This window comes from Streptomyces polyasparticus, from assembly GCF_014493765.1.
Classification (GTDB): Bacteria; Actinomycetota; Actinomycetes; order Streptomycetales; family Streptomycetaceae; genus Streptomyces; species Streptomyces polyasparticus.
The window spans coordinates 504,245-521,129 of the sequence record NZ_JACTVJ010000007.1 but is presented as its reverse complement, the minus strand read 5'-3'; the positions used below and the strand labels follow the sequence as shown (position 1 = coordinate 521,129).

The 16,885-nt window shown below is 69.2% G+C and carries 16 protein-coding genes and 1 pseudogene; 8 read left to right on the top strand and 9 right to left on the bottom strand.

Annotation, left to right across the window (positions count from 1 at the left end; all coding sequences use genetic code 11):
* Nucleotides 1-43: 43 nt before the first annotated feature.
* Entirely contained in the window at nucleotides 44-223 is a 180-nt protein-coding gene (locus H9Y04_RS46160; protein WP_214661301.1) for a hypothetical protein, read from the bottom strand.
* Between the two features lie 238 nt (nucleotides 224-461).
* A complete protein-coding gene (locus H9Y04_RS17965; RefSeq protein ID WP_187814881.1) occupies nucleotides 462-1,913 on the bottom strand; it encodes a recombinase family protein in 1,452 nt (483 codons plus the stop codon).
* Between the two features lie 23 nt (nucleotides 1,914-1,936).
* Here H9Y04_RS17965 and H9Y04_RS17960 point away from each other — a divergent pair.
* Nucleotides 1,937-2,368, top strand: a pseudogene (locus tag H9Y04_RS17960) (aminotransferase class I/II-fold pyridoxal phosphate-dependent enzyme); the annotation flags it as partial.
* 109 nt (nucleotides 2,369-2,477) lie between these two features.
* The gene (locus H9Y04_RS17955) at nucleotides 2,478-3,002 is read left to right on the top strand and encodes a hypothetical protein (protein WP_187814879.1); all 525 of its coding nucleotides are present in this window, start codon (nucleotides 2,478-2,480) and stop codon (nucleotides 3,000-3,002) included.
* Nucleotides 3,003-3,019: 17 nt separating this feature from the next.
* Here the strand turns inward: H9Y04_RS17955 and H9Y04_RS17950 are convergent, their stop codons facing one another.
* Nucleotides 3,020-3,844 (bottom strand): RICIN domain-containing protein, encoded by an 825-nt coding sequence (locus H9Y04_RS17950; protein WP_187814878.1) that lies wholly within the window; start codon nucleotides 3,842-3,844, stop codon nucleotides 3,020-3,022.
* Between the two features lie 287 nt (nucleotides 3,845-4,131).
* Here H9Y04_RS17950 and H9Y04_RS17945 point away from each other — a divergent pair, with 287 nt between their 5' ends.
* On the top strand, nucleotides 4,132-5,286 hold the full coding sequence (locus H9Y04_RS17945) for a glycosyltransferase family 39 protein (RefSeq protein WP_187814877.1): 1,155 nt from the start codon (nucleotides 4,132-4,134) through the stop codon (nucleotides 5,284-5,286).
* A 12-nt stretch (nucleotides 5,287-5,298) separates the two neighbouring features.
* Here H9Y04_RS17945 and H9Y04_RS17940 read toward each other — a convergent pair whose 3' ends face one another.
* A complete protein-coding gene (locus H9Y04_RS17940; protein ID WP_187814876.1) occupies nucleotides 5,299-5,841 on the bottom strand; it encodes a type III secretion system chaperone family protein in 543 nt (180 codons plus the stop codon).
* Nucleotides 5,842-5,960: 119 nt separating this feature from the next.
* Nucleotides 5,961-8,552 (bottom strand): ATP-dependent chaperone ClpB, encoded by a 2,592-nt coding sequence (clpB, locus tag H9Y04_RS17935; RefSeq protein ID WP_187814875.1) that lies wholly within the window; start codon nucleotides 8,550-8,552, stop codon nucleotides 5,961-5,963.
* A 211-nt stretch (nucleotides 8,553-8,763) separates the two neighbouring features.
* Between clpB and H9Y04_RS17930 the strand changes: the two genes are divergently transcribed.
* Nucleotides 8,764-9,168, top strand: a complete 405-nt coding sequence (locus H9Y04_RS17930; protein ID WP_187814874.1) for a pyridoxamine 5'-phosphate oxidase family protein — start codon at nucleotides 8,764-8,766, stop codon at nucleotides 9,166-9,168.
* Nucleotides 9,169-9,474: 306 nt separating this feature from the next.
* On the opposite strand, the gene H9Y04_RS17925 is transcribed toward H9Y04_RS17930, so the two are convergent.
* Nucleotides 9,475-9,798 carry a Rieske (2Fe-2S) protein gene (locus tag H9Y04_RS17925; protein WP_187814873.1) on the bottom strand — a complete coding sequence of 108 codons (324 nt, stop codon included), beginning with the start codon at nucleotides 9,796-9,798 and terminating at the stop codon, nucleotides 9,475-9,477.
* 367 nt (nucleotides 9,799-10,165) lie between these two features.
* On the opposite strand from H9Y04_RS17925, the gene H9Y04_RS17920 reads away from it, so the two are divergent.
* Both H9Y04_RS17920 and H9Y04_RS47740 read left to right on the top strand, forming a co-directional pair.
* Entirely contained in the window at nucleotides 10,166-11,110 is a 945-nt protein-coding gene (locus tag H9Y04_RS17920; protein ID WP_438818117.1) for a helix-turn-helix transcriptional regulator, read from the top strand.
* Nucleotides 11,111-11,478: 368 nt separating this feature from the next.
* Nucleotides 11,479-12,075 (top strand): helix-turn-helix transcriptional regulator, encoded by a 597-nt coding sequence (locus H9Y04_RS47740; RefSeq protein ID WP_306660146.1) that lies wholly within the window; start codon nucleotides 11,479-11,481, stop codon nucleotides 12,073-12,075.
* Here the strand turns inward: H9Y04_RS47740 and H9Y04_RS17910 are convergent.
* Nucleotides 12,062-13,066, bottom strand: a complete 1,005-nt coding sequence (locus H9Y04_RS17910; protein ID WP_187814870.1) for a winged helix-turn-helix transcriptional regulator — start codon at nucleotides 13,064-13,066, stop codon at nucleotides 12,062-12,064. The genes H9Y04_RS47740 and H9Y04_RS17910 overlap by 14 nt on opposite strands.
* Nucleotides 13,067-13,389: 323 nt before the next feature.
* Here H9Y04_RS17910 and H9Y04_RS17905 point away from each other — a divergent pair, with 323 nt between their 5' ends.
* Both H9Y04_RS17905 and H9Y04_RS17900 read left to right on the top strand, forming a co-directional pair.
* On the top strand, nucleotides 13,390-14,307 hold the full coding sequence (locus tag H9Y04_RS17905; RefSeq protein WP_187814869.1) for a class I SAM-dependent methyltransferase: 918 nt from the start codon (nucleotides 13,390-13,392) through the stop codon (nucleotides 14,305-14,307).
* Nucleotides 14,308-14,383: 76 nt separating this feature from the next.
* On the top strand, nucleotides 14,384-15,127 hold the full coding sequence (locus tag H9Y04_RS17900; protein WP_187814868.1) for a sporulation protein: 744 nt from the start codon (nucleotides 14,384-14,386) through the stop codon (nucleotides 15,125-15,127).
* A 109-nt stretch (nucleotides 15,128-15,236) separates the two neighbouring features.
* Here H9Y04_RS17900 and H9Y04_RS17895 read toward each other — a convergent pair whose 3' ends face one another.
* Both H9Y04_RS17895 and dnaJ read right to left on the bottom strand, forming a co-directional pair.
* Nucleotides 15,237-15,683, bottom strand: a complete 447-nt coding sequence (locus tag H9Y04_RS17895; RefSeq protein WP_187814867.1) for a heat shock protein transcriptional repressor HspR — start codon at nucleotides 15,681-15,683, stop codon at nucleotides 15,237-15,239.
* Nucleotide 15,684: 1 nt separating this feature from the next.
* Nucleotides 15,685-16,872: a molecular chaperone DnaJ gene (gene dnaJ, locus H9Y04_RS17890; RefSeq protein WP_187814866.1), complete on the bottom strand. Its 1,188-nt coding sequence runs from the start codon at nucleotides 16,870-16,872 to the stop codon at nucleotides 15,685-15,687.
* Nucleotides 16,873-16,885: the final 13 nt, after the last annotated feature.

Here is a 16,885-nt window from a genome sequence, read left to right as displayed (position 1 = left end):
TTCGGTGCTCCAACACCGGGGGCCGCTCCCCTTTCTGCGGCGGCTATGCCGCCTTCGCGTACGTCGTGAGGGGCATCAGGTCGGCCAGCCGCGCGGCACTGTGCGGGCTGATCGTCGTACGGAATCCCTCGCAGACCCGGGTCAGTGCCCGTTCCCTCGCGGTCATCTGGGTAGGTCGGCTCGACATGGGGGCAGAGGTCAGGTCGTGGGACGGCTGCTGCATGCACGGGTCCTCGCTGGCGACGCCGAACTGGCAGGCTCAACGCCGCCGGTGCTCATGGGCGGTCGGTCGTACGCGCCGTCGGCCCCCGGACGCTCCAACGTCCAGGGCAGCGCTCACCGCACACGGCGAACTGGCAGGTCAGCCCCGTGCGGCACGACCCACTCTCCGGAGAATCCCCGGTTTCGGTAACCGGGGATCATCGGCTATGTTGCACCCTGCCCATACCCGTTCACTGCGCCTATAGCGGGTTCTGCTCGATGGCGATCCGGTCCCAGTCCATGTACCGGCCGTACTTCTTCGGCTCGTCGATGACCACTCCGGAGAACAGGAACCGCAGCACCGCGTTGCGCCTCTCCTCCGTCATCTCTGCGGCCTCCCAAGCCGCACGAGCCCCCTCCCCTGTCAGCCCATCGAGCAGCACCAACGGCCTTACGACCACCTTGCGTTGAGACTTCGAGATGCGATCGGTGATCTCCTTGCGCATCTTGCGGTACTCCGCCGTGGAGATCTCCTTGGCCGTCCACATCTGGTTCAGCTCGGCGAGCTGCTGCTGGTCGCCTTCCAGCTCCTTGGCGGTGCCCTCGGCCAGGTTGCTGCTCGCGAGCTTGCCGTCGACCTGAAGCTTGCCGAGGAGCGCGACCGCGGCGTCGGCGACGAACTCCTCCAGCGACTCCGCCCTGATGGACCGCACACACTTCTTCTCGTCGTTCCGGCCCCGGCGGTTGCACACGTACGCCGGCCCCGACCCCTTGACCATGCCGGACATCATCGTTCCGCAGCGTCCGCACATCACTAGGCCCCGCAGCAGGTAGTACCGCTGCCGAGGCTTGCTCAGGACCTCCTGCTGGATGGCCGACCGGTATTCACGCCGCGCCTTGGCCTCTTCCCAGATCCCCGCGTCGATGATGGCGGGCCACGTCCCCGGTCCAACCTCCACGCCCTGGTGCATGCGAATTCCGGCCACATGTCGGGAATCGAGCAGAGCCCGCACGGTGCCGGCGTTCCACGCCTTGCCGCCAGCCGTCTTGATACCCCGCTCAGCGAGATCCTTCGCGATCGGCGCCGGCCCCTCACCCTTCAGGAAGCGGTCGAACACCTCCCGGACGATCTCCGCTTCCTCCTCGACGATCGTCATCCCGCCCGGGGCGTACCCGAAGCGCCGGACGCCGCCTTGCGGCTTCCCTTCCTTCGCCCGATCCTGCATGGCGGACTTCAGCCGACGCGAGGTGTCGTCCGAGGACCGGCACGCATGCGCGACCTCGATACGCAGGATGAACCGGTCGTCCGGGTCCGACAGATCGCGCCGATTCGCCTCCCCGTGCAGGGTGATCGCGTGATCGTCAGAGACCTGGAGCAGCTCCTCCAGGTCGCGCGGCTGCCGCATCAGACGGTCCGGGTGGTACGCGATGATGTGCCGAAAGCGGCGCTCCCGCGCCTCGCTCAGCAGCTCGTCCCAGCCGGGACGCTTCCGCTTGCGGCTCCACGCCGAGCGGCTGTTGTCGACGAAGACGTGGGCGGGGTCGATCACTAGGCCGCGACGCTCGGCGATCTCCCGGCAGATGCGCTCCTGGCGGTCGACACCGGTCTGGTCGTCATCATCGGCCTGGGATATTCGGCAGTAGACCGCCGCCGGTTCACCGGCGGCGGTCGTGGTGCTGGAGGAGCCCCTGGTGGGCTTGTTGCGCGGCATGCGAATGAGTGTATGAACACGGCGTCGGCTGGATCACCGCCACGCCCGAGCTGGTCACGGCGGTCCGCACGGCCAAGCAGTTCCTCACGTATGTGGCCTCGGGCCCCTTCCAGTACGCGATCGCCGAGGGCCTCGCCCTGCCGCCCGCGTACTTCGCGTCCCTGCGCGAGGAACTGCGCGCCAAGCGCGACCTGCTCGCGGCGGGACTCGAGGACGCGGGCTTCAAGGTCTACCGCCCGGCGGGCACGTACTTCATCACCACCGACATCACCCCGCTCGGCGCCCAGGACGGCGTGGACTTCTGCCTCCAACTGCCGGAACGCGCGGGCGTCGTCGCCATCCCCACCTCGGTCTTCTACGACGACAAGGAGGCGGGGAGGTCGCTGGTGAGGTTCGCCTTCTGCAAGAAGGAATCCGTCCTGCACGAGGCAGTCGAACGCCTCGGCCGACTCTGACTCCACCTGCCCCAACCACCCGAAGCCCCGCCCATGGGCCCCCGAGGGGGCTCACAGGCGGGGCGGGCTATGGTGACGCGCTCGACGTCCGACGCAGGGGTGGGGACACGTGAACCGACACAGACGGTGGCTGATGACCAGCGGCATGGCGGCGGCTGCCGCGCTGCTTTCCGCCTGCACCGGTTCCGGCAGCGACGCCGATCCGGCACCGCCCCCTTCGCCGAGCACCTCCGCGGCCGAGGTGTCCGAGAAGGCGGCGACGGCCGACAAGGTCAAGTCCGCGGTCGAGTCGAGGATCTCCGCCGGCGAGAAGCGGTTCGGCTCCGGTGACCTTTCCCCCTGCTCCACCGGATCGTCCGCGATGTTCACGCAGGAGTGCGCCGACGCCGCGAAGGCGACGGCCGATGGTGCCTCGTTCGCCCTGGGCCAGATCAAGGGCCAGGACGGCTTCGGCAGCCTGCGGTCGGTCGCCGAGGAGATCCAGGAGGCTGCCGCCGCCTATGAGGACCTGGGCTGCTTGGAGAATCCGGCCGACGCCGCCACCCGCAAGGCGTGCCTGGAGCCGGCCGCCGTTCTCGCCCAGGGCTTTCCCGACCTTCGTGACGGTGCCAATCTCGGCCTGTCCGGCAAGTAGCCGCGTCCGAGGCTGCGTCAGTAGCGCTTCCACACCTGGGCGGCGGTCCCGTTGCAGTCGTGGATCTGGACGCGGACGCCGTTGGTGAAGTCCGCGTAGGGGACGTCGAGGCACTTGCCCGACTGGGGGTTGCTGAACGCGGCGGCCGTGGGCTGGTCGTAGCGCCACTGCTGGGCGCCGGTGCCGTTGCAGCTGTAGATCTGCGTGCCGGTGCCGTTCGCCGTGCCGCCGCCGGCCACGTCCAGGCACTTGCCCGAGTTCGGGTTCACGAGGGTGCCCTCGGGTGTGCTCTTCCAGATCTGGCCCAAGGAGCCGTTGCAGTCCCACAGTTGGACGCGCGCGGCGTTCTCCTTGCTCGCGCCGCTCACGTCCAGGCAGTGCTTGCCGCCGTCGGGGCTGTACGTGGACTCCGTGGGCGTGGTCGCGGGACCGGTGACGTCGAAGCCGCACCAGGGGGACCAGGCGGACGGGCCGTCCGCGTTCTGGGCGCGGATCCGCCACTGGTAGTCGCCCGGGCTGAACGTGTCCGCGGGGAGCTGCACGGCCCAGGTGTGGCCGTTCGGGCCGGTGTTGACGGAGACCGTGCGCAGCGGCTGCTCGCCGAGGCGGGCGATCTCGATCGTGCCGGCCAGGTTCGGCTGCGGCTCGATTCCCCTGACCGAGGCGGCGAACAGCGGCCCGAACTGGTTGTCGGCGGCGAACGTCGGCGGGGTCTGGGCACCGCACTGCTGGAACCCCGCGTACGGGCCGTCGGATATCCGCAGCGCCTCGGGGACGTCCGGGGTCGCGGCCCACGCGACGGTGGGCAGACCGAGACCGACGGCGGCCAGTCCCGAGGCCACCACCAGGACGGAACGAACGGCACGAGCAGAACGAACGGAAACAACCGGTCTCATCAACAACTCCAGCGCACGATCGACAATTCGGTCGCTCAGGAGTCCACACCGCCGGCCGCCACCCCGTCAGCCCTTCCGGACCCACCGTAAGGATCACGTCACATCTGTCGCCGCTGCAGGCAGCCGTCCGGCCCCCGAGCTCCCCGTACAACAGCCGAAGTCCACGTAACGGATTGGTGGGTCCCCGGGCGCGCGTAGCCGAATAGGCGGGACAAACAGCGCATCGTACGCATGTGACTCAGACCCTTGCCTGGCCGCAGCTCAGCGGCCGAGTCGCGCGCCTGCCCGCCCCGGTCGTCGCGCTCGGGGCGTTCGCCGCCGCGCGGTGCGCCGGAATCGCGGTGCTCGCGGCGGTCGCCCGGCGCACCGGCCAGGACACCTCCGCGCTGCTCGGCGCCTCGTGGGACGCCCGCTGGTACAAGGCCATCGCGGCCCACGGCTACGGCCGCACCCTGCACTTCGGCCCCGAGGTCACCCACAGCGACCTGGCCTTCTTCCCGCTCTACCCGGGCCTGATCCGCGCGGTCACCACGGTGCTCCCGGTGAGCGGCGGCGCGGCCGGCCTCCTCGTGGCCTGGCTCGCCGCCGCCCTCGCCGCGTACGGGATCTTCGCGATCGGCGCGCACCTGTTCGACCGGCGCACCGCCACGCTCCTCGTACTCCTGTGGGGACTGCTGCCGCACTCGGTCGTGCTGTCGATGGCGTACACCGAGCCGGTGCTCACGGCCTGCGCGGCCTGGTCCCTGTACGCGCTGCTCACCGGCCGCTGGCTGTGGGCGGGCGCCCTGGCCGCGCTCGCGGGGCTCTCGCGCCCCAACGGCTTCGCGGTGGCGGCGGCGGTGATCGTGGTGGCGGCCTTCGCGACCGTACGGGGACGGGGCAGCCGGCGCGCTCTGCTCGCGGCGCTGCTCGCGCCCACCGGCTGGTGCGCGTACGTCCTGTGGGTCGGCCGGCGCAAGGGCGATCTGCTCGGCGGGTACTTCGGGGTGCAGGACGGCTGGGGCTCGCGCTTCGACCTCGGGCTCGCGTCCCTGCGGTTCACGCGGCACATGCTGCTCGACGGGGAGCGCTTCGTGTTCCCGATGACCCTGGTCATCGTGGCCGCCGCCGTGGTCCTCTACGCGCTCCTGATCGCCGACCGCGCACCGCTCGCGCTCCTCGCGTACAGCGGAGTCCTGCTCTTGATCGTGCTCGGCGGCTCGGGCTTCTTCGAGTCCAAGGCCCGCTTCCTGCTGCCTGCGTTCCCGCTCCTGATCCCGCTCGCGCGCGCTCTGGCCCGTACGGCGAAAACCCGGCCCTGGCACGCGACCGTGGTGGTCGCGGCCCTGGCCGGGCTCTCGTTCGGCTATGGGGCGTATCTCGTGGCCGTGGCCCGGATTCCCCTGTGAGTCCGCCGGGGATCAGTCCTCTTCGGGCTTCTCCGCCGAGTCGACTTCCTCGACCAGGCCGAGGTGCTCGACCAGCCAGCGGTCGAACTCGATCGCGGCGCGGACCCAGCTGACCGTGGACGACACGAAGTGCTCGAGGAGCACACCGGTGCCGATCAGCGTCTGGGCCTCACCGATGAGGCGGAGGGTGGCGGTGCCGTCCTCGTCCTCGTGGGTGTGGCTGTAGACCTTGGGCCACAGGGTGCGGCGGTTCCAGTCGTCGATCGCGTCGAGGATCTGCGTCTTGGACTCGATGGGGTGCGGCCGGTCGTAGAACGTACGCACGGAGAAGACGGCCTGGTCGCCTTCGCCGCGGAACATGAAGTACGTACGGAACTCCTCCCACGGCGCGACGAGGTCACCCTCTTCGTCCACACCGTGCTTGAGCTCCATCTGGTCCAGAAGCTGCTTGACGAGGTCCTGGTCCGGGACGACGGCGCCCGCCGGTCCTGCTGCGGCCTGCTCGGGCTTGGGCTGGCCCCCGAAATTCGGAATCGAGGACGGGTCGATGCTCACCGTGTATTTCCCTTCGTACGGATTGGCCCATCCTCCCCCATGCCGGGCGGGGCTTGTAAAGGCCCGCCCGGGGCGGGTCCGGGGGTTCCGCTGCGGGCGGACGCGGGGAGTCCGTCCCTTTACGCAGCCGGTCCCACGATCAGCCCGTCCCCGGCGACGTCCACCCGCACCGTGTCCCCGTCCTTGACCTCCCCCGCGAGGATCTCCTTCGCGAGGCGGTCGCCGACCGCGGTCTGGATGAGGCGGCGCAGCGGGCGCGCGCCGTACGCCGGGTCGTTGCCCTCGTCGGCCAGCCACGCGAGCGCGGCCGGGGTGACGTCGAGCGTGAGCTGCCGCTCGGCCAGGCGCTTGGCCAGGCGGGCGATCTGCAGCTCGGCGATGTGCGCGAGCTCGTCCTTCGTCAGGGCCGAGAAGACCACCAGGTCGTCGAGCCGGTTGAGGAACTCGGGCTTGAAGGACGCCCGGACGGCCTCCAGGACCTGCTGCTTCTTCTCCTCCTCGCTCGACAGCGGCTCGACCAGATACTGGCTGCCGAGGTTCGAGGTGAGGATCAGGATCGTGTTGCGGAAGTCGACCGTGCGGCCCTGCCCGTCGGTCAGGCGCCCGTCGTCGAGCACCTGGAGCAGGATGTCGAAGACCTCCGGATGCGCCTTCTCGACCTCGTCGAGCAGCACGACGGAGTACGGGCGCCGGCGTACCGCTTCCGTCAGCTGTCCGCCCTCCTCGTATCCGACGTAGCCGGGAGGCGCACCCACGAGCCGGGCGACGCTGTGCTTCTCGCCGTACTCCGACATGTCGATACGGACCATCGCCCGCTCGTCGTCGAAGAGGAAGTCGGCCAGCGCCTTCGCCAGCTCGGTCTTGCCGACACCGGTCGGGCCCAGGAACAGGAACGATCCGGTGGGGCGGTCGGGGTCGGCGATGCCCGCGCGGGTCCTGCGGACGGCGTCGGAGACCGCCTGCACGGCCTCGCTCTGGCCGATCAGGCGCTTGCCCAGCTCCTGCTCCATGCGCAGCAGCTTCTGCGTCTCGCCTTCGAGCAGGCGGCCCGCCGGGATACCGGTCCAGGAGCCGACCACGTCCGCGATGTCGTCCGGGCCGACCTCCTCCTTGACCATGGTGTCCTTGTCCTGCGACACCTCCTGCTCCACCTCGGAGGCCTCGGCCAGCTCCCGCTCGAGGGCCGGGATCTCCCCGTACAGAAGCTTGCTCGCCGTGTCGAAGTCGCCGTCGCGCTGGGCGCGTTCGGCCTGGCCGCGCAGGGCGTCCAGCTGCTCCTTGAGCTCACCGACACGGTTGAGGGAGGTCTTCTCCTTCTCCCAGCGCGCGGTCAGGCCCCGCAGCTCCTCCTCCTTGTCGGCGAGGTCGCGGCGCAGCTTCTCCAGGCGCTGCTGCGATGCCGGGTCGGTCTCCTTGCCGAGCGCGAGCTCCTCCATCTTCAACCGGTCGACGGCGCGCTGGAGTTCGTCGATCTCGACGGGCGAGGAGTCGATCTCCATACGGAGCCGGGACGCGGCCTCGTCGACGAGGTCGATCGCCTTGTCCGGCAGGAAGCGGGAGGTGATGTAGCGGTCGGAGAGGGTGGCGGCGGCCACGAGCGCGGCATCGGCGATGACGACCTTGTGGTGGGCCTCGTAACGGCCCTTGAGCCCGCGCAGGATCGCGATGGTGTCCTCGACGGAGGGCTCGGCGACCAGGACCTGCTGGAAGCGGCGCTCCAGGGCGGGGTCCTTCTCGATCCGCTCGCGGTACTCGTCGAGGGTCGTGGCGCCGACCATGCGCAGCTCGCCGCGGGCGAGCATGGGCTTGAGCATGTTGCCCGCGTCCATGGCGGAGTCGCCGCCGGCGCCCGCGCCGACGACGGTGTGCAGCTCGTCGATGAACGTGATGATCTGTCCGTCGCTCTCCTTGATCTCGGAGAGGACGGTCTTCAGGCGCTCCTCGAACTCACCGCGGTACTTGGCGCCCGCGACCATCGCGCCGAGGTCGAGGGAGACGAGCCGCTTGTCCCTGAGGCTCTCCGGGACGTCGCCCTTCACGATGCGCTGCGCGAGGCCCTCGACGACGGCGGTCTTGCCGACGCCGGGCTCGCCGATGAGCACGGGGTTGTTCTTGGTACGGCGGCTCAGGACCTGCACCACCCGCCGGATCTCCTGGTCCCGGCCGATGACGGGGTCGAGCTTGCCCTCGCGCGCGGCGGCGGTGAAGTCGGTCCCGAACTTCTCCAGTGCCTTGTACGAGCCTTCGGGATCAGCCGTGGTCACGCGTCGCGCACCCCTCGTCTTCTGAAAAGCGTCGAGCAGGCGCTTGGCGGTGGCGCCCTCCTTGGACAGTACGGCGCCGGCCTGGCCGCCCTTGTCGGCGAGGCCGATCAGGAGGTGCTCGGTCGACAGGTACTCGTCGCCGAGGTCCTTGGCCTGCTTGGAGGCCTCCGCGACCACGGCGAGCATCTCGCGGTTGGGCTGCGGCGGCGAGACGGTCGAGCCGGTCACGCTGGGCAGCGAGGCGAGCACGCGCTCGGCCCCGGACCGTACGGCGGCCTGGTCGGCGTCGACGGCCGCGAGCAGGTCGGTGATGTTCTCGTTGTCCTGACCCTCGAGGAGTGCGAGCAGCAAGTGCGCGGGGGTCAGATCGGGGTGCCCGGCGGACACGGCGCGGCTGCTGGCCGCATTGATCGCGTCCCGGCTCCTGTTGGTCAGCTCGGCGTCCACGTGTGGGGTTCCTCCTGGTGCGTGCGTCTGCGTTTCGGGTCGGACCGTTCCGGTGTCGGACTCTGACTCATCCAACGTACACAAAGTTGAGTCTATTCCGCTCAAGGTGTGGGCGGAAGCCCGTGCGGGGCCCGGCAGGACCTGCGTGGAGGCCGCGACCTGGACCCCCTGCGGCCGGCGGGGACATGCCCATGGCTTAAGTTCCCGGTCCATGGCCATCGATCCGCACCACCCCGACGCCGCCTATCTCAGCTTCTGGCGCGAGCGGCACATGTGCACCCTGACGACGCTGCGCCCCGACGGCACCCCGCACGTGGTGCCGGTCGGTGCGACGTACGACCCGGACGCCGGGGTCGCGCGCGTGATCACGAACAAGTCCAGCACCAAGGTGTCCAACATCCTGGCGGCCGGGGCGGCGGGGGCGCGTGTGGCCCTGTGCCAGGTGGACGGCGGCCGCTGGGCCACGCTGGAGGGCATCGCGCACATCCGTACGGACGCGGCGCAGATAGCGGACGCGGTGGAGCGCTACGCCACGCGCTACACCCGCACCCCGGCCCCGAACCCGGACCGGGTCCTCATCGAGGTGGTGCTGTCGCGGGCGATGGGGCGGGCCTGAGTATCCGCGTGTGCGCGGGTGATGGGGCCCGCCTGAGCGTCCGCGGGTGCGCGGCCGCGTTGGGCCGCGTTGGACGGAGCGTCCGACTCCAGCCCGTCCGGCGCTTGAGGACAAGCGCCGTTCAGGCGCGAAAAGGAGCGAGGGGCGGAGCCCCCATAGGGGTGCAGGGGGCGAAGCCCCCGCAGGCCCACCCGCCCGGGGACCCGGGGCGGAGCCAAATGCACAGCGGCGCCACCGTGTTCAGGTCCACGGTGACGCCGCTGCGGGGGGAAGCGCCTGAGCGATGTTTGACGACGGGGGATCGCGTCAGGCACTGCGGGGGGTGGCGGAAATCGGTTCTGGTTCGACCAGCTGATGGTCGCGCTGATCGAGATTCACGAAGATCATTCCGTAGCGCACCGCACACCGCACGGGCTGCGGCGCACCACGGGGCCGGCGCAAGCACCGGTAGGCCCGGACGTCGTCGTCCTCCGCGTCGCGCACGACCACCACCGGCTCACCGAACAGGGTGACCATCAGCGAGTCGCCAGGGCGGGGGATGGCCGTGACGAGGTCGATGAAGTGCCAGCCTGCACGTTGGGCGGAGGCCATTTCGCGGCGGAAATGCCTATCATCGGGCGGTGTGGTCATGGTGCTCAGCCCCAGTAGCTGTCGTCACTGGCAGCAGAGGCGCCCGCCTGCACATCAACGACTACGGACGGCTGAGCGCGCCCCCAGTAGCTGTCCGAGAGGATGGCCGCACCATCGTTGCCGATAGCGCTCGCAATCCCGGTAACCACAGCTACGGAGAAAGCGGTGGCAAGCGCCGAGCGAAGCATTCGCTTGAACATAGTTGGCTTCGTCCTCACTTGAAGTCTCCTCTCCCCCGCCAAGACGAAGATGGCTCATTCGGCCACGTCATGGCCACAGAAGCGATGCATCATGTTCCTGCACGTTCAGGACCCTGGGGGGTGGAGTTTTGACCACAAACCGCTCAATTGAGACACATCACCACTCGGTGACTGAACTGTGTGATGACGGATCGCGTCTCTACGGCACCGCACTGAGCATGGGCCGCATCTCCCGAGCCGATGTGGAGACCGCCCCGTGCCTGGTCGAACTGGGGTTTCTCCATCCCGATCCGGATGATTCACGGTGGCTGCGCCCGGTGATGCCCTTCACAGCCCTCGCACAGCGGCTCCACCCGCTGGAGCGTGAGATCAGCGAGCGCCGGCGTCTCGCCACCGAGCTGACCGACGTTTTCACGCCTTTCATGGCGATCAGCGCGCAGGCCACCGGCCCGACGCACGCGATCACCGTTCTTGAGGGCGTCGAACTCATCAACGGGTCGCTGAACCGTGCAACGGCAGAGTGCCGTTCCGAGATGCTCACCGTCCAGCCGAGCGGCCGGAGAAGAGCTGACATCTTGGTCAAGGCTCTGGAACGCGACAAGTCCTTGGTGGAACGCGGCGTCCGCGTCCGCACGATCTACCAGCACACCGCCCGGCACAGCGCCGAGATTCTCGGCTACGTGGACCGCATAGCCAACACCAAGGTCGAGATACGCACCATCGATGAGCTCGCCGAGCGGCTCATTATCTGCGATGAGACCGTGGCCTTCATCCCGGCCAGTGACGACCGTCAGATCGCCTTGGAACTACGCCACCCCGGACTGGTCCGCTACCTGATCAAAGTCTTCGAGCTCATTTGGGGACGCGCAGTCCCCCTGCAAGCCGCCGCACCCTACGAAACTGCGCTCGACGGCATCACGGAGATTCAGCACTCCATCGCGAAGCTGCTGGTCGAAGGGCACGTGGATGAAGCGATTGCCCGCCGCCTGGGCATGAACGTCCGAACCTGCCGCGGCCATATCGCGAAACTGTCCTCCATCCTGGGCAGCGGAAGTCGCGCTCAACTCGGCTATCTGATCGCCCAGTCAGGAATCCTGGAGCAGCATCAGTGATTTCCCATGGCCATGGAGCAGACCAACTGTGCCCAGCAGCAACGGAGCTCTACAAGCGAGCCCTCCGCGAAGGCTGGGTTCCGTATACGGATGCAGAGCAAACGCCCTGCCTGATCGACTTCGGTCTCCTGTACCCAGACCTGGAGGACACGGGACGGCTCCGGCCGACCTCGCCGACGGCCGCCTTGCCTCGCCTCCTGCGAACCATCGCGAGAACGATCGCGCAGCAACGCGAGCGCGAACTGGCCCTGGTCGAAACGTTCGAGCCACTCATGGCCTACAGCTTTGGCAGTTCCTCGCCCCCCAGCCCTCCCTTGATCACGGCAGTGCTCGGACAGCCCCGGATCGATGACGCCATCAGCGGGTCCATGGCCGAGGCGACCGAGGAACTGCTGACGGTCCAACCAGGCGGGACTCGCCCCCCAGAACTCCTGGCCAGAAATCTCCGCCGTGAGCAGGAGATGCTCGCTCGGGGCGGCCGCATGCGCACTCTCTACCAGCACACCACCCGCCACGCGCCCGCCGTTGTGGGCCACTACGAGAAGCTCGGTCCACGAGCCGAAGTCCGCACTCTCGACGAAGTACCGCAGCGGCTCATCGTCATCGACCGCACCGTCGCGTACATTCCGGCAGCCACGGACAACTCGGCCGCCCTCGAAATACGGCACCCCGCCCTGATCACCTTCTTCGCCACCATGTTCGACCGCCTGTGGCGCCTTGCCACACCCATGCACCCTCAGGTGGCAGCCGAGGGTCGTGCACAGCACGGCATCACCTCCCGCCAGAGAACCATCGCCGGCCTCCTCGTCGAAGGCCACACCGACGCCGAGATCGCCGAACGGCTCGGCATGAACGTGCGCACGGTCCGCATTCATGTGGCCAAACTGGCCAGCACTCTCGACAGCAAGAACCGGGCTCAACTCGGCTATCTGATATGCGAGTCGGGGCTCCTCAAGGAGGACTGAGCCCTCCGGCCCGCGGCGGCCGATCAAGCCCCGCCTGCGCGATCCGCACCCCCAACTGCGTCCGGCTGCTGCTCCCGAACGCCTCCGTCAGCTTCTTGATGTGCTGCCTGCACGTACGGACGTTCATCCCGAGGCGGTCGGCGACCTCCGCGTCCGTCAGGCCTTGCGCGAGCAGGGAGGCCACGGCGTGGTCCCGGTGGGTGATGCCCGGGACGGCCGACTGGCCGGCGATGCTCTCGGAGAGCGGGACCGCGAGCAGCCAGAAGCGGTCGAACACACCGAGGAGATACTCGACCAGCGCGGGTACGCGGATCTCCAGGGCGACCGAGCGGTCCGCCACGGCCGGGACGAAGGCCACCGACTTGTCGAAGATGACCAGCCGTTCGGCGACCACGTCGATCGTCCTGACCTCGACCGCCGAGGCCACCTGCTCCAGATACGCGTAGAGCCCGTGCCCGTGCCGGGCGACATGCGTGTACAGGCTGCGCACCCGGACACCGCGCCGCTTCATGTCCAGGACCAGCGGCAGCGCGTCCCTGAGCATCTTCTCCGTGCGGATGCCGCCCGGCTGCATGCCGACGTGCTCGGTGACGCACTGACTCGCCGCTTCGTTGATGGCCGCCTGGATCCGGTCGAGCCCCTCGATCACCCGGAGCGGAGTGCTCAGTTGCGCCGATCCCTCGCCCAGGCTCCGGTGGCGGTCCACGGTCCTGGCCAGTGCGGCCATCCGCTGCTGCACGGCCGCCAAGTCGCCCTCGATATCCGCGAGGAGGCCGGACACCACCGTTCCCGGACTGGCCGGCAGGAGCCACTCGCCGTCCATGGGGTCGGGCCGCAGGAGGTCCAGCTCCAGGAGGCAGGGCGCGCCGTGCAGGACCTCCCGTGGCACACGGCCCTCCCGCAGCGCCACCGCGTAGCCGAGTTCCGCGGCTTCGCACAGGTCGTCGACCCCATGCCGATGCGCCTCACGTCCAGGGTCACTCCTGTCCATGGTTCACTCCACCAACCGTCCACCGGCCATCGGCCAGACACCCATCCGCCGGGTGACACCGGATCATTGTGCCGACAGCGCTCGCGGGGCAAGGCGGGTCGTACGGATTGACCGGCACCCCGCACGTACACGGGACCGGCGGTCACCGCGACGAGCGCTTCGGGCGCCACACCGCCGGCGCCGAGGCGCGGGGTGCACGGACGCGCCCATTCCGCCATCAACACACCACCCGCGCTTTCCCTCCCTGGGCGCCCACGTTTGTTGTGGGCCCGTCGGGGACGACTTACGGTCCACATCTCCGAACCCTGTGAGGACGCACATCCATGCGAGCTCTCATCACCAGCAAGGCCGGCAGACGTGCCCTGCGGCCGATCGCCCAGCTCATAGACCAGCGTGTGGAGCGCCAGGTCAAGCGCATCATCGACCAGTCGGCACGCGCCGATGTGACCCAGCAGGAGCTGAAGCAGCTGCGGAACCGGCAGCGGCCGCTCGAGCTGTTCTTCGACGGCACGGGACGCGGAGCGTCGCGACTGCCCTCGGCGCCCCATCTCCACCGGACCATCACGGAGTTGACGGAGGTGACGGGGGCCGAGCGGGCGGCCGCCGAGCGGACCGTCGCGCAGGCGTTCCGCCTGCTCATCGCCCTTGAGGCACTGGGCGTGGGACGGATCGCGGGCGGGACGATGAACATCGTGGGCAAGCTCTCGGCCGTGCCGCTGCTCGATCCGCCGAACGACGACTTCCTGGAGATCGGGACGTTGTACGGGATGTTCAGTGCGGGTCTGAGCCGGATGATGCAACGGACCGGGCGCACACCCGAGTTGACGATCGTCGATCCGCTGGCCGGCAGTCAGCTGCAGCCTGGGGCGACGATGGCCGCTGATGCCTCCGGCACGCCGGTGACCGAGCATGCCGTACGGACCAACCTCCGGCTGGTGGGCGCCGATGCCCGTATCCGGCAAGGGTTTTCACAGGACGCGGACGTGCGCGCCGAGGTATCCGACCGCGCGTACGGCGTGATCGTCGTGGACGGCGACCACTCCGCCGAGGGGGTCGCCGCCGACCTGGAGTGGGCCGAGCGGATCGCCGCGCCCGGCGGGATCGTCGTCCTCGACGACTTCGGGCATCCCAAGTGGGCCGGGATCAAAGAGGCCTTCGAGAAACACATGGCAGGTGAGACACGGTTCGAGTTCCTCGGACAGGTGGCCCACTCGGGCTATCTCAAAGCACGGTCGAACTGACTATCGCCTTCTGACCGATTGATCGTCTAAGGTGCGGCAAGCTGTACTTGATCAACGTATTGGGGGGTAACACCACATGGCTTTCCGCAAGTTGCTCAGCTCGCTCGGCATCAACGCGCCCGAGGTGCAGACCGTTCTCGACAACCACATCGCCCGCCCGGGCGAGCAGCTGACGGCGACCGTCGCCGTGCGCGGCGGTGGCGCCGACGTCGAGGTCGAGCGGTTCACGGTCGAGCTGATCGTCCGCTTCGAGGCGAAGGACGGGCAGGAGGAGAAGTACCTCAACACCGTTGCCCAGCACACCTTCGAGGCCCCGTTCACGCTGCGCGCCGGGGAGACGCGCACGGAGAAGGTGGCCTTCGACCTGCCGCTCGAGATGCCGCTGACGCACGCGCTCGGCCGCCCGGTCCCGGGTGCCTACAGCGCGCTGCGCACGGAGCTCGCCATCGACAAGTCGGTGGACAAGGGCGACCTCGACCCGGTCGAGATCCACGCTCTGCCCGCCCAGGACGCCGTCCTGCGGGCCATGGAGGAGCTCGGGTTCACGCTCACCGAGGCCGAGGTCAAGCCGGGCCGTGCGCGCACGACCGTGCAGGCGGTCGACTGGTGGCAGGAGATCGAGCTGAAGTTCCCCTCGGAGTACGAGCGGGGCACGCTGGAACTCGCCCTGATCGCCCGCGAGTCGGAGCTCGACTTCAACGCCGGCGGTGCGGAGCGTCTGACGCTTCCGGCCGCGCTGACGGACGACCCGGCCGCCCTGAAGGCCCGGATCGACGCCCACCTGCGGGAGCGGTTCAGCGCGGGCGCCAAGCTCGGCTGACCGGCCCTGCAGGACGTACGCCCTGCAGGACGTACGAGAGCCCCTTCCCGGATCCGGGAAGGGGCTCTCGTGCAGAACAACAAGGGCGCTCTCGTACGGAACGACTCGCTCAGTCCGTGGGCTTCTTCGGCCGCCAGACGACGAGCGCCGAGGTCTGCTGGACGTCCTGGTACGGGACCAGGTCGCGGCGGTACGAGGCATGCACCGCCGCCTCACGTTGCTGCATCGCGCTGGCGGCTCCCTCCAGCGCGGCGGAGAGCTCGGCCACGCGGGCCTGGAGCGCGGCGACCTGGTTCTCCAGCTCGATGATGCGCTTGATGCCGGCCAGGTTGATGCCCTCGTCCTGCGACAGCGCCTGCACCTGGCGGAGCAGCTCGATGTCACGGGCGGAGTAGCGCCGGCCCCGGCCCGCGGTGCGGTCCGGGGAGACCAGGCCGAGGCGGTCGTACTGCCTCAGGGTCTGCGGGTGGAGACCGGAGAGCTGGGCCGCGACCGAGATCACGTACACCGGTGTCTCATCGGTCAGTTCGTACGGATTGCGTCGACGGCCGTCCATCTCAAGCTCCCTTCGCGGCCTGGAACAGTTCTTCCCGAGGATCCTCGCCCTCAGTCGCCTTCGCGTAAGCCTCCAGGGCCTCACGGGCGGTGTCGGTCAGATCGGTCGGCACGGCCACCTCCACGGTGACGAGGAGATCGCCGCGGGTGCCGTCCTTGCGGACCGCGCCCTTCCCGCGGGCGCGCATGGTGCGCCCGTTGGGGGTGCCCGGGGGCAGCTTGAGCTTGACCGGCGGACCGCCCAGGGTCGGGACCCTGATCTCGCCGCCGAGCGTGGCCTCCGTGAAGGACACCGGGACGGTCACCGTGAGGTTGTCGTCCCTGCGCCCGAAGACCGGGTGCTTGTCCACGTGCACGACCACGTACAAGTCGCCCGCGGGACCGCCCCGTTCACCGGGTGCGCCCTTGCCGCGCAGGCGGATCCGCTGGCCGTCGGAGACGCCCGCCGGGATCCGGACCTGCATGGTGCGCGAGGACTTGGCGCGGCCCGAGCCCTTGCAGACCTCGCAGGGGTCCTGGGCGATGAGCCCACGGCCCTTGCAGTCCACACACGGGTCGGTGAGCGAGAAACCGCCACCGCCGCCGCGCGAGACCTGTCCGGTGCCGACGCAGGTCGGGCACACACGAGGCGTGCCGTTCTTGTCGCCGGTGCCCGAACAGGCCTTGCAGGGCTGCTGCGAGGACATTCGCAGCGGCACGGTCGCGCCGTCCACGGCCTCGGTGAAGCTGAGCGTCACCTCGGACTCGATGTCCTGGCCGCGGCGCGGCTGCGTACGGGTGCCGCCCGGGGCGCCGCCGCGGTTGAAGAGCCCGCCGAAGACATCGCCGAGGCCGCCCCCGAAGGTGCCGCCCGCGGTGCCCTGGGCACCACCGCCGCCACCGCCGAAGAGGTCGCCGAGGTCGAAGTTGAAGGAGCCGCCGCCGGCGCCCGGTCCGGCACGGAAGCCTCCGTTGCCGAACAGGGCGCGCGCCTCGTCGTACTCCTTGCGCTTCTTCGGGTCGCCGAGGACGTCATTCGCCTCGGAGATCTCCTTGAAGCGCTCCTCCGCCTTGGCATTGCCCTTGTTGGCGTCCGGGTGGAACTCGCGGGCGAGCTTCCGGTACGCCTTCTTGATCTCGGCCTCGGTGGCGTCCTTGGGGACGCCGAGGACCTTGTAGTAGTCCTTCTCGATGAAGTCCTTGGTGCTCATCCCCGGCGTCCCT

What these genes read in the sequence shown, in the direction of transcription:
- H9Y04_RS17910 (WP_187814870.1), bottom strand. Translation starts at nt 13,066, where the DNA reads ATGGACAGGAGTGACCCTGGACGTGAGGCGCATCGGCATGGGGTCGAC.
- H9Y04_RS17905 (WP_187814869.1), top strand. Translation starts at nt 13,390, where the DNA reads ATGCGAGCTCTCATCACCAGCAAGGCCGGCAGACGTGCCCTGCGGCCG.
- H9Y04_RS17930 (WP_187814874.1), top strand. Translation starts at nt 8,764, where the DNA reads ATGGCCATCGATCCGCACCACCCCGACGCCGCCTATCTCAGCTTCTGG.
- H9Y04_RS47740 (WP_306660146.1), top strand. Translation starts at nt 11,479, where the DNA reads ATGGCCGAGGCGACCGAGGAACTGCTGACGGTCCAACCAGGCGGGACT.
- H9Y04_RS17900 (WP_187814868.1), top strand. Translation starts at nt 14,384, where the DNA reads ATGGCTTTCCGCAAGTTGCTCAGCTCGCTCGGCATCAACGCGCCCGAG.
- H9Y04_RS17925 (WP_187814873.1), bottom strand. Translation starts at nt 9,798, where the DNA reads ATGACCACACCGCCCGATGATAGGCATTTCCGCCGCGAAATGGCCTCC.
- H9Y04_RS46160 (WP_214661301.1), bottom strand. Translation starts at nt 223, where the DNA reads ATGCAGCAGCCGTCCCACGACCTGACCTCTGCCCCCATGTCGAGCCGA.
- dnaJ (WP_187814866.1), bottom strand. Translation starts at nt 16,872, where the DNA reads ATGAGCACCAAGGACTTCATCGAGAAGGACTACTACAAGGTCCTCGGC.
- H9Y04_RS17965 (WP_187814881.1), bottom strand. Translation starts at nt 1,913, where the DNA reads ATGCCGCGCAACAAGCCCACCAGGGGCTCCTCCAGCACCACGACCGCC.
- H9Y04_RS17895 (WP_187814867.1), bottom strand. Translation starts at nt 15,683, where the DNA reads ATGGACGGCCGTCGACGCAATCCGTACGAACTGACCGATGAGACACCG.